This window comes from Streptomyces sp. NPDC016851 (genome assembly GCF_055562795.1).
This window is the reverse complement of sequence record NZ_JBVHEP010000011.1, coordinates 205,770-216,829: the sequence shown is the minus strand read 5'-3', so window position 1 is coordinate 216,829 and position 11,060 is coordinate 205,770. Positions and strand designations below refer to the sequence as shown.

Below are 11,060 nucleotides of genomic sequence, written 5' to 3'. Positions count from 1 at the left end.
CGACGGCGGTCATCGCCCTCAGGCTCAGGTGAGCCGTTCGACCTGGTGGTGGATGCGCTCCACGTGGTGCTCGGATTCCGGTTTCATCAACACGCTGCGGAGGACGCGCGCACTGTCGGCGTCCGCGGTGATTTCGGGGTGGCGTGCGGTGAACGCCTCGCGGTCGGCTCTCAGGGTGCTCAGGAACACAGGGTCGGGGCTCGTCATGCCGTCCGTGAGGATGCGGGCGGAGGCCGTGTCGATGCCGTTCAGGGTGGCGGGGTCGACAAGGGGGAAGTAGCTGACGATGTCCAGTTCCGGCTGTTGGTAGAGCTCCAGGTGGTCGGAGGTGGTGATCAGTTGTGCCCACTTCAATGCGGCACGGCGGCCCGCCGCCAGCACCCGGCCCAGGCCGTCGGTGGTGGGCGGGAGGAGCTGGAAGGTGAGCCACAGGGCGGCGGCCGAGGCGCCGGCGCGTGAGCATTCCAGGCTGATCTCGCCGAGGTGGAGCTCGGTGGAGGTGAAGTAGGTGTAGGGCGAATCGTGGAGGTAGAAGCGCCCCACCTCGGGGTCGCGGAAGATGACGGCTCCGCAGCCGTAGGGCTGGAGCCCGTGTTTGTGTGGGTCGACGACGACCGAGTCGCAGAGGGCGATCGCCTGCCAGGGCTCGGGCGCGAGTCCTTCGGGCCTGTCGACGCCGGCCAGCACGGTGAAGAAGCCGCCGTAGGCGGCGTCGACGTGGAGGCGGACGCCGTAACGCTCCTTGAGGAGCAGGGCCTCGTGGATCGGGTCGACGGCCCCCAGCCCGGTGGTTCCGGCGGTCAGCACGACCGTGCCCACCCGGCCGCCCCGCAGCAGGTCTTCCAGCGCGTCGAGGTCCATACGTCCCCGGTTGTCCGTGGGGACCGCGTGTCCCTCCATCCCCAGCACACGGCACATGCGGCCGTGGGTGTAATGGGCGTCCTCGCTGTACGCGACCCCTCGACCGGGATGTAGCTCGCGGGCGACGAAGAGGGCTTCGAGGTTGGCGATGGTGCCGCTGGTGGTGAGGTGGCCGAGGTGGGTGTCGTAGCCGAACATGGCGGCCAGCTGAGCGACGGCCTCGCGTTCCATCCGGGCCGTGGCGGGGCCGCCGTCCAGGGCGTGATTGTTGGGGTTGATCAGCATGGCGGTGAGGTAGCCGACCACCGCGGTGGGGTGCGGGGGTTTGAGCATCTGCCCCGCGTAGTTCGGGTGGAAAAAGGGGTAGTTGTCCCGCAGCCTCCCGGTGAAGTCCTCGAAGGCTGTGGCGAAGAGGTCGTCGTCGACCTGGAGTGACGGGTGCGGCTGGTAGGGGCCGAACGTGTCGGCCCAGTCCTGTATCGCGTTGGTGGCACGGCCGAGCCAGTGCTGCAGGTTCATGGGTGTCCCTATCTCCGATGGGGCCGCGGGCCGGATTGGCGTCCACCATAGGATTTCGTTGAGCAGTCAGCAATTGACTGCTCAGTAATTGAGACGTCAGTAGGTGATAGGGCAGTAAAGTGGTGAGCCCAGGACCGCCAAGGATGGGAGGACATGTCCAGGTGAATGCCACGACCAGGCGGGACGACCAGACCGCCCGTGCCGCCAACAGCCGGATCGTTCACGACTTCGGGCTGCTGATCAAAGCTGCGACCCGCCTGGAGCGGCGGATCGACACCGCCCTGCGACGTGAGTGCGGGATCAGTCACACGATGCTGGAGGTACTCATCAGGTTGTGCCGCGAACCGGGCGAGGAGGTCTCCCAGCGCCGGCTTGCCGACGACCTCACCCTCACCAGCAGTGGCACCACCCGGCTGATCGACCGCATGGAAGAAGCCGGCCTGGTCCGCCGCGTCCCGTCACCGGAGGACCGCAGAAGCGTGCTGGTGGAACCGACTGATCACGGCCGTACCGTGTTCCTTCAGGCCGCGACCGTTCACTCCCAGGTTGTCGAGCGGTACTTCGTCACGCCCGTGGCCCGCGAGGACTACGCCCGGCTGACCGGCGCGCTGAGCGACATCAACGAGGCGCTGCGCGACGCCGCCGACTGAATCGGAATGCCCAGGTACCGCATGCAGACCGCCGGACCGCCGCGGTCCCGCGCCAGCAGGGCCACGGCGCAAAGACCTTCAACGTGATGTGCATCATGCTGCGGGTGGAGGTCTCGGGCTGCCCTGCCGACCATGAGTGGACCGCCCCCACCGCCCGTCGCCCCGCGGACGTTTCAGGGCCCGGCCGTCACGCTCGTTCGTGCCGGACCAGCCATGCGGTCCGCGTGCGGTGGCCTTGCGCTCGCTGCCCGGGGAGAGGCCGGCGCCTGCGCCCGGGAGCCGACAGCGTCAAGGAGTGGAAGGGCCGGGGAGTTCCGCTGCCGCCGATTCCGGAGACCCCCACGGTTCCTCCAGGGCGGCCCGAAGTGCGGTGACGGTATCCGTACCGACGCGCCCGGCGAGCGTGGCTTCGAGCCCGGCCAGTAGCTGCATCGTCTCCGCGCGGCGCCGGACACCGGCCGCGGTGAGGAGCACGAGCTTCGACCGGGCAGACCGTGGATCGCTCTCGACGGTGACCACGCCCGCGGCGACAAGTTCATGGACCCACTGGTGCGCAGTCGGGGCGCTGACGCCCAGGCGCCGGGCCAGCTCGGCGATGCTCGCTCCCTCTGACGGGAGCTGACTGAGCAGGGTCACGTGTGCCGCACTGATGGCCGACCCGTCTCCCTGCGCCTCGAACGCAGTGGTCAGGGCGGCTCGGAACCAGTTGTGTGCGCGCCACAGCAGCCGGATGAGCGGCTCGGGTTCAGGCGAGGGGTCGGGCATGCGGTTCTGCTTTCGCGGTGGGGCGGCGGTCGTCGGTGTGCGGTCTGCCGATCGTAAGCCGGTCAGAACTGGCGCCCAACATCATCGGGGCTTCCGAGACCTTCATCCATTAGGTAGCCTATGATTAGGTTACCTAATGTTGGGCGGGATTGATCCCCGGCCCGACCCCATGTCCCAGAAAGGCGTGACGATGACGTCAGGATCGTCTGGATCCTCCCTCGCCGCGGGCACCTCGCGGCGGCGTCTGATGGCCGCCGCCGACCGCCCGGGGCGCGGCATGAAAGTGATCGCGGTCGAAGAGGCGTTCTCCACTCCGGAGTTGATCCCGTGGCCGGGCGAAGCCCGGATGCCTCCCGGCTGGGGGCAGGAGTGGGGGCGCCGGCTCGCCGACTTCACGGAGTTGCGGCTGGCGGACATGGACGAGCACGGGGTGGACATGCAGGTCCTGTCGCTCACCTCACCCGGCGTGGAGGCCATCGAGGACCCCTCCGAGGCCGTGGCCACGGCCCGCCGGGTCAACGACCGCCTGGCCGACGTGGTAGCCGCTCACCCGACACGGTTCGCCGGCTTCGCCGCCCTGCCGTTGCAGGACCCGAAGGCCGCGGTGGTCGAGCTGCGCCGGGCGGTGGAGCAACTGGGCCTCAAGGGGGTCCTGCACAACGACCACGTTCAGGGCCACTACCTCGACGAGCCGCAGTTCCGGCCGGTGTGGGCCGAGCTTGAACGGCTCGGTGTGACGCTCTACCTCCATCCCGCGCTCTTCCCCGCCGATCAGTGGCGGGTGTTCCAGGGGCATCCAGCGCTCAGCGGGCCGTCATGGGGATGGACAGCGCAGGTCGGCGCCCACGCACTTCGCCTGATCTACGGCGGAGTGTTCGACGAGTTCCCCGGGGCCTCGGTGACGCTGGGACACATGGGAGAACTGCTGCCCTTCCAGCTGGCCCGGCTCGACAGCCGCTACCATCAGGCCGACCCCAAGAGCAGGCCACGACACCTGCCCTCCCACTACCTGCGGCACAACCTCTACGCGACCACCAGCGGCGTCTTCTCCCACGCGGCCCTCCTCGGAGCCGTCCAGGCCATCGGCGCCGAGCGGCTACTGTTCGCCGTCGACTACCCCTACGAATCAACCGCCGAAGCAGTCGAGTTCCTCCGCACAGCGCCGTTCTCCCGCGCCGACCTCCAACACATCGCACACCGCAACGCGGCCCACCTGCTGAACCTCTGATCACAACAGCAGCAGGTGAGGAGTGAGGCTGGGCGCGACTTCCGACAGGCGGGGCCCGGCCCACCACGCCGACAGCAAGAACGAATTCTCCGCGCCCTGGGAAGACAGGCTCACGCCATGGCAGACGCACTCCTGACCGACACCACCACGGGAACCGTTCACGGACGCGCACTCCCGGGCGGAGGTCGACTCTTCGCCGGTATCCCCTTCGCCGCACCCCCGGTGGGCGAGCTGAGGTTCCGCCCGCCCCAGCCGCCCCGACCGTGGCAGGGTGTCCGCCAGGCCGACACCTTCGCACCGGCGCCCGCTCAAGGCGCCTCTTCCCTGGTGCCGGGGGCGAGTCAGAAGTCGTCCTTCCCCACCTTCCCCACGGCGGAGATCCGGGAGACATCCGAGGACTGCCTGTATCTCAACGTCTGGACACCCACGACGAAGGCCGAGGACGCTCTCCGCCCCGTCATCATCTGGATCTACGGCGGCGGATACGACGCCGGCTCCGCCGCACCCCCCTACAGCGACGGGGCTGCTCTCGCCCGGCAGACCGGCGCGGTCGTCGTCACCGCCAACTACCGCCTGGGAGCACTCGGTTTCCTGCACCTGGCCGACCTCGGCAGCCAGTGGGCCGGGTCCACCAATCTCGCCCTGCAGGACCAGATGGCCGCCCTGCGCTGGGTAGGGGACAACATCGCCTCCTTCGGCGGTGACCCCGGCAACATCACCGTGGCGGGGCAGTCCGCCGGTGCCTTCTCCATCGGAGCCCTGCTGGCCGCCCCCGCGGCCGCCGGCCTCTTCCACAAGGCGATCCTCCAGAGCGGCAGCACGTCCCGGATCTTCGACCGGGCCACCGCCACCACCATGGCCGAGGATCTGATCACCGCACTCCGCCTCGACAGCCCCGAGGACCTGCTCACCGTCACGTGCCGGCGGATCCTGGACGCGCAGAGCACCGTCGTCACCGGCGACATCGGGCAGCGCAACCTGCCCGGCGGCCGGTCCTGGGGTGCCGTACTCGACGGCAGCGTGCTGCCCATCGCGCCGCAGCAGGCCGTCGCCGACGGCGCCGCCGCCGACATCCCCCTGCTCGTCGGCGCCACCCGCGACGAAGCCCGCGTCTTCCAGATGATCGGCGGCGACTCCTTTCGCCCCGAGGACGAAACAGCCCTGCACACCGAAATGCGGCGCGCCGGTGTCACAGAGCCGGAGAAGCTCCTCAACGCCTACCGCCGCCGCATCGCCGACCCCCAGGATCTGTCAGCCCTGCGCTGTGCCTTCCTCACCGACGCCCTCTACCGGATCCCGGCCACGCGTCTGGCCCGGGCCCAGGCAGGGGCGGGAGGCCGTGCCTACCACTACCTTCTCGTCGACGAACCGTGCGGACCGGCCATGGGTGCCTTCCACGGCGCCGACCTGCTCCACGTCTTCGACAAACTGTCCGACGTCGGCGCCGACACCCCAGAACACCGCACCGCCCGGGACACCCTCGTCGGCGCCTGGGCCGCCTTCGCCGCCACCGGCTCCCCGGGCTGGCCGCCGTATGCCCCGGAAGCCGCGGGCAACTCCCGGGCCATCGGCGGCTCCCCCGCCGAAGCCGACCGCATGACCGCCGAACCCCCGGCCGACGACGTCACCGCCCTCCACTAGCGAGAACCTGCCTTTCGAGACCGACCACATCGTCACCGTCACCGACGACTGATGCCCCCGCCAGCCGCAGCAGTTGCCGTTCGGGATCGGTCACGGTGACCGATCCCGAACGCTGGCACAAGGCTCCCCTTTCCGAGCCACGGCCGTCTGATCCGTTGCTCCGTCACAGAGGCAGAGGAACCAGCACGAAGGCCGTGGTCGTGAGTCTGGCATCAAGGCGTCCTGCGGGATGCGTTCGCGGAAGTGTCACGCGGTGGCGCACATGGCCTCCGCAGCACCCGCTCCCCCAACCAGCACGAGGTTGGTGGCGTGCTGATTCGGTGCCGGCCGACCTGCGTCGCAGCGCGCTCCGTTGATGGCGAGGGGGGGATAACCCCACCCCGATGAGGGCCAACGCCATACGGATCGCCAGAGCAGAGCGAAGTGGATCTCTGGACACTGTGCCTTCGTCCTCCTGACCTGCCAGACGGGCCGATGAGCCTGCCCGCCTGGCAGGGGCAACGCGAGCGCCCATGCACACGTGCGTGCGCCCTCCCACAGACAGGCACCGCCGGGCGTCGGTCAGCGCAGGTACGCGGCCAGGGGCAGGCGCTGCTCCCGGATGCTCTGGAGCACCAGCCCGCCCATCTGGGTCGCGCCGTACTGCGAGAAGTGGGTGTTGTCCGTGACGCCGTCGACGGAGGAGCGCAGGAAGAGCTGCGCGGAGGCGGACGGACCGAGGGACTCCACCAGCGCCTTGCTCTTGGCGGTCAGGTCGATCACCGGCACGTTCTGCGCCGCGCCGAGTGAGCGCATCTCGGCGGGCAGGTTCACGCCCACGCCGTTGACATGCAGCGCCGTTGCCGTGAGCCGGTTGCCGTTGAACTGCCGGCGGACGGGCGGGGTCACCAGGACCGGGACGCCGCCCTTCGCACGGACCTGCGTGATCATGGACGTGAGGTTGCTCCGGAAGGCGGACGCGCTGGTCTGCTTGTCGTTGTGGCCGAACTGGATGAAGACCGCGTCGTTCGCCCTGACCTTCGACAGCAGGGCGGGGAAGAGCGCCGAGTTGCTGCGGAAGCTACCCGAACTCTCCCCGGAATCGGCGTAGTTGGCGACGGCCGCGCCGGGACGCACCGCAGTCGTGATCATCTGGCCCCACCCGGCGTACGGGGCGATCAGCTGGTCGCACACGGTCGAGTCACCGGCCAGGTAGGCGACCATCGGTTGGGTCGCCGGTTTCACGGAGACGGCCGACACCTGTGGGTTGGTCCCCGCGAACCGGATGTCCAGACCGGGGTTTCCGGTGCCGCCCTGGCCGGTCGGCTGCCCCTCGGGCTGCCGCACGTTGACCGTGAACGAGTACGTGGCTACGGCACCGGCCGCCGTCTTCGTCGCCGGAAGCATCAGCCGCCGGGCCTCCACCCACATCTCGGTCTGCCCGGCGGAGGCGCCGCCACCGATGGAGACCGTCACGTCATAGTTGCCAGGTGAGACCGCGTAGTGACACTTGACCGGCGCCGTGCCGGAACAACCGGCCGGCAGAGCCTTCGCGGCGGCATCGGCCTGCGCCGCGCCGGCGCCGACCAGCATGGCAAGGGTCAGCAGGCCCGCTGCGCCCAGCCGGGCCCCATGCCCTCCGTTGCGCGCTAATGCCATGCTCATTCCAATCACCAATCCCATCTTTGACCGAGTCGATACCGGGTTGAGGTCGACGGCCCGTCACTCAGGCCTGGTTGAAGCCGTTCATGATGACGGTGGGCAGCTGCGTGGAAGAGTCCCAGACACCCATGTGGTTGTAGCCGGTGAACGGAGACATGCACTCCGGCTCCTGTTGGAAGATGCCCTGCCCGCCATTGGTCTTCAGCGCCTTGGTGTAGGCGACCAGCACTGCTTGGGTGGAGGAGGCCCTGTTCACCCGACCGCCGAACTCGCTCTGCAGGAACGGCTTGCCGTAGGCGGCGGAGATCTTCCGCATGTTCGCCACGATGCCGGGGGCGACGTCGGCGCTGCCGTAGGAGGCACCCAGCTGATGTCGACGCCTTTGCCGAAGCCCGCGGCGGCGTTGGCCGACGTCTCGAGTTCGGCGAGCGTGGTGGCGGAGCCGCTCATACTGAGGGCGCCGTAACCAGCGCACCCGCCCGCGCCAGCAGCGTCCGGCGCGGAAGCCGCCGAAGGGAACGTCCGCTGGATCGCGCATCAGGGCCTCCTGGCAGGTTGCCCGTGTCGGCATCCGCTGTGGTGCGGCTGGAACAGCGAAGCACCCGTCGTGGAGCCGGCGACCGAGTGCCTCGCTGTCCGCGTGCGTGCATGAGTCACGGGAGGGCCGCCCCGCACGCCACCGAGTGCCGTGATCATGACAATCTCTCCGTCTGACGATCCTCACGTGCCGGAACGTCACGCCGGGCCTGTGGAGCGGTTGCTCCTCAGCGCAGGACGGATTCCCACCTGGTGTTGGACCCGGCCGCGTCGGCAGGGAGGCGGTCCCGTGCGGCGGTGTCGCCGTACATGCTCCAGCGGGCCCAGTCGACAACGGTCCTCGGGAAGCGCTGGTCGCTCCAGAAGCTGGTGTGGCTGCCGCCGACGAAGGTGAGGAACGCCTTGGGCCAGGTGATCTCGTTGTACGCCTGCCGGGCCGAGCTGTACCCCGTGGTCGAGTCCCGGTCGCCGTGGACGAACAGGACCTTGGCGGAGACCGAGCTGGACGGGTTGCCCATGTCCACGCAGGACTGGGGGTTGGCGGAGATGATCCGGCGGTCGGGCCAGGAGGTCAGCAGACCGTGGGTGATCATGCCGCCCAGGGAGTGGCCCGACACGCCAACACCGATCCCTGTGTTGATGTGCCCGGCCAGCGGACCGCTCGCGTTGAGCGCGAGGGTGTTGGTGATGATCTGCGAGACGTCCTTGGAGGAGTTGCCGTTGTTGACGTCGCTGAAGTTGTGGTTGAAGTGCGGGGCCGGGACGACGAAGCCCGCCGAGGTCAGGGCCCGGATGATGAACAGGGAGTTCTGCGGGCTGCTTCCGTAGCCGTGGGTGAAGTTGTAGACGGGGAAGACACCCCCGGCGACCGGGGCGTTCGTCACCGGGTTGCCGCCGGGGGTGCCGGTGGCGGGGTAGTAGACGTAGGTGGTGCACCGGCGGCTGCCGCGAGTCCAGTCATAGCGGCGCACGCCGACCGCGAACGGCGTGGTCGGTGCGCTCTGCGGCCTGGCGATGGCGCCTGCCTGCCCGGTACCGAGCAGGGACAGGCCCATGCCCGCCGCTCCGGCAGCGCTCATGCTGAGGAATGTCCGTCGTTGCATGGACACGGGATGGCTCCTTCGGTGGGGGATGGGTGGAGCGTTTGGCGTTCCCCGTCGTGCCTCGGACCGCGTGCCAGGTGGAGTGCGGAACACCACCCGCAGCGCGGCGCGACCGGGAGGCGATGGAGGCTATGAGGTGGTCAAGTCGTGTTCGCCGTGGTCGGGCACGACGTCGATGACCGCCGTGACCGGTCCTGTGCGGGTCGTCCCGGTGACTGTCACCTCACCCGGCCTGTCGGTAGCCCCGGGTGGCAACGGCTGCCAGCGGACGGGGACACGGGTGATCGTGTTGTTGCCGGTGGTGAGCATGCGGAGGGAGGAGGGCAGCTTCGGGGCGGCTCCCACCATGGTGCTGGTGTAGACGGTGTCCTGGAGGATGTGCTTGGCGCGGCTGGCGTTGAAGACGTTGATGGAGGCGTGCGGCTCCCATGTGTTCGCCAGTCCGGGTACGGCCCGGAACATCGGCTGGTAGCCGGCCGGCTCCCACACCAGCACCCCTGAACCTCGGTTGTCGACCACGTCGTTGGCGGCCTGGAACACCCTCCGGATGGCGTCCGCCTGGCCCTGAATCGTTCGCGGGAAGGGTGAGTTGGGCAGCGGCGAGCCCTCGCCGCCCGAGGCGGGGTAGGCGGTTTCGGCGATGTCGATCTCGTAGCCGGGATGGGTGGTGGCCATGGTGTTCAGGTTGCGGTCCAGCGCCTCGGGTGTGCCGTGCCACTCGGGGTAGTACGAGATGGCCAGCACATCAGGGTTCTGGCCCTTGGCCTTCACCCGGGTGAGGAACTGGTGCCAGAACTCCATGGTCTTGGCGAGCTTGTCCTTGTCGACGATCACGTGTATCTCGACCTTGGATTTCGGTGAGGCGTCGCGGACGGCCTTGATCCCGGCTGCGGCCAGGGTGGTGAACCGGTCCCACGCCTGGTCGTAGAGCTGTTGCTCCGCCGGGTCGGTCGACCGCCAGTACTTCCACAGCAGGCCACCGCCGGGCTTGGACTGGTAGACATCGGCCTGGTCGACGAAGTACGGCGGATTCGTCGTGCCGATCTGGGCCGCCTCGCTGCCGTACATGAACCCATTGATGATCTCGTTGCCGACGGCCACCTTCTCCGGCGTGGTGCCCTGCCGGATCAACCGCTTCAGATAGTCGGCGGTGAAGTCGTACACGGCCTTGGACAGGTCCGCGAACTCCAGCTCGGCCCAGGCGCGTGGTTTGGGCTGCTTGCTCGGGTCCGCCCATGAGTCCGCGTAGTGGAAGTCGATCCCCAGGCCCATGCCCCGCTGCTTGATCCGCTTGGCTGAGACCAGTGAGCGCTCCGGACCCTGGCGCGGTATCGGCGTCGGTTGACCGGTGCTCTCGCTGCGCGGCTCGTTGAATATCCGCAGCCGGGTGTGCTGCATGCCGCGGTCCTTGGCCACGTCGAGCAGGTGGGGCCCGGCGCCGCGGTCCTGGGCCAGGGGGTCGACCCAGTACTGCTGGTCCTGGACGTCGTCCATCCAGGACAGATCGGCGCCGAGGGTGAGGTCGTCGCGCAGGTAGTTGAAGACCTGGAGCTCGCTGACACCGGCCTGGGCACGGTCCTGCCCACCTGTGAACATCAGCCGGACGAAGCGCGTTGCCGGGCGGGTGAACAGGTGCACTTCCCCTCGCGACACGGCTCGGTTGTGGGACCTGTCGGCGATGGTCTTCCACCGGCGACCGTCGGAGGATGTCTCGACGACGTACCGGTGGGCCACGCCGCGGTCCGGGAACATCACCTTGACCTTACGCAGGTTGTCGTAGGTTCCACCGAGGTCGACGGTGAGCCACTGCCGGGCGCCGGAACGACCGGGCTGCCAGGACGTCGTCGGGTCTCCGTCGATGGCCAGTGCGGCGTTCGACGAGCCGTCGCCGGCTGTCGCCGAGGCCCATTCCTTGGCAGCGATATTGCTTTCGATCGGCTTGATGTCCGCGGTTCCGAAGGTCGCATGGGCCGGCGCGGGCACCATGAGTAACGTCGCGGACACCATGGTGACCAACGTCGTCGTGCCCGCGATGACACGGGGCAGACGCTTGCTGCTCATGTCCTTCTCCTGACGGTGTGACGTACTTGCGGCGGGTGCTGCTTGCCACGCGGT

Annotated in this window: 9 protein-coding genes; 3 read left to right on the top strand and 6 right to left on the bottom strand. The window is 68.8% G+C overall.

Going from position 1 to position 11,060, the window contains the following annotated elements; all coding sequences use genetic code 11:
• Positions 1-24: 24 nt before the first annotated feature.
• The gene (locus ACZ3I3_RS19880) at positions 25-1,380 is read right to left on the bottom strand and encodes a pyridoxal phosphate-dependent decarboxylase family protein (RefSeq protein ID WP_467366776.1); all 1,356 of its coding nucleotides are present in this window, start codon (positions 1,378-1,380) and stop codon (positions 25-27) included.
• 161 nt (positions 1,381-1,541) lie between these two features.
• Between ACZ3I3_RS19880 and ACZ3I3_RS19875 the strand changes: the two genes are divergently transcribed.
• On the top strand, positions 1,542-2,030 hold the full coding sequence (locus tag ACZ3I3_RS19875; RefSeq protein WP_467366774.1) for a MarR family winged helix-turn-helix transcriptional regulator: 489 nt from the start codon (positions 1,542-1,544) through the stop codon (positions 2,028-2,030).
• Positions 2,031-2,318: 288 nt separating this feature from the next.
• Here ACZ3I3_RS19875 and ACZ3I3_RS19870 read toward each other — a convergent pair whose 3' ends face one another.
• Complete coding sequence (locus ACZ3I3_RS19870) at positions 2,319-2,795, bottom strand: MarR family winged helix-turn-helix transcriptional regulator (RefSeq protein WP_467366772.1); 477 nt, start codon at positions 2,793-2,795, stop codon at positions 2,319-2,321.
• Positions 2,796-2,985: 190 nt separating this feature from the next.
• Here ACZ3I3_RS19870 and ACZ3I3_RS19865 point away from each other — a divergent pair, with 190 nt between their 5' ends.
• Complete coding sequence (locus tag ACZ3I3_RS19865; protein ID WP_467366770.1) at positions 2,986-4,023, top strand: amidohydrolase family protein; 1,038 nt, start codon at positions 2,986-2,988, stop codon at positions 4,021-4,023.
• A 117-nt stretch (positions 4,024-4,140) separates the two neighbouring features.
• Complete coding sequence (locus ACZ3I3_RS19860) at positions 4,141-5,664, top strand: carboxylesterase/lipase family protein (protein ID WP_467366769.1); 1,524 nt, start codon at positions 4,141-4,143, stop codon at positions 5,662-5,664.
• 561 nt (positions 5,665-6,225) lie between these two features.
• Here ACZ3I3_RS19860 and ACZ3I3_RS19855 read toward each other — a convergent pair.
• The 4 genes from ACZ3I3_RS19855 to ACZ3I3_RS19840 form a co-directional block, all read right to left on the bottom strand.
• Positions 6,226-7,308, bottom strand: a complete 1,083-nt coding sequence (locus ACZ3I3_RS19855; protein ID WP_467366767.1) for a rhamnogalacturonan acetylesterase — start codon at positions 7,306-7,308, stop codon at positions 6,226-6,228.
• A gap of 61 nt (positions 7,309-7,369) precedes the next feature.
• Positions 7,370-7,621, bottom strand: a complete 252-nt coding sequence (locus tag ACZ3I3_RS19850) for a hypothetical protein (protein ID WP_467366765.1) — start codon at positions 7,619-7,621, stop codon at positions 7,370-7,372.
• A gap of 448 nt (positions 7,622-8,069) precedes the next feature.
• On the bottom strand, positions 8,070-8,921 hold the full coding sequence (locus tag ACZ3I3_RS19845; RefSeq protein WP_467366763.1) for an alpha/beta hydrolase family protein: 852 nt from the start codon (positions 8,919-8,921) through the stop codon (positions 8,070-8,072).
• Between the two features lie 153 nt (positions 8,922-9,074).
• On the bottom strand, positions 9,075-11,006 hold the full coding sequence (locus ACZ3I3_RS19840) for a glycosyl hydrolase 53 family protein (RefSeq protein ID WP_467366761.1): 1,932 nt from the start codon (positions 11,004-11,006) through the stop codon (positions 9,075-9,077).
• Positions 11,007-11,060: the final 54 nt, after the last annotated feature.

Coding starts and splice junctions, on each gene's coding strand:
- ACZ3I3_RS19850 (WP_467366765.1), bottom strand. CDS start 7,621: ATGCGGAAGATCTCCGCCGCCTACGGCAAGCCGTTCCTGCAGAGCGAG.
- ACZ3I3_RS19855 (WP_467366767.1), bottom strand. CDS start 7,308: ATGAGCATGGCATTAGCGCGCAACGGAGGGCATGGGGCCCGGCTGGGC.
- ACZ3I3_RS19880 (WP_467366776.1), bottom strand. CDS start 1,380: ATGAACCTGCAGCACTGGCTCGGCCGTGCCACCAACGCGATACAGGAC.
- ACZ3I3_RS19870 (WP_467366772.1), bottom strand. CDS start 2,795: ATGCCCGACCCCTCGCCTGAACCCGAGCCGCTCATCCGGCTGCTGTGG.
- ACZ3I3_RS19865 (WP_467366770.1), top strand. CDS start 2,986: ATGACGTCAGGATCGTCTGGATCCTCCCTCGCCGCGGGCACCTCGCGG.
- ACZ3I3_RS19860 (WP_467366769.1), top strand. CDS start 4,141: ATGGCAGACGCACTCCTGACCGACACCACCACGGGAACCGTTCACGGA.
- ACZ3I3_RS19840 (WP_467366761.1), bottom strand. CDS start 11,006: ATGAGCAGCAAGCGTCTGCCCCGTGTCATCGCGGGCACGACGACGTTG.
- ACZ3I3_RS19845 (WP_467366763.1), bottom strand. CDS start 8,921: ATGAGCGCTGCCGGAGCGGCGGGCATGGGCCTGTCCCTGCTCGGTACC.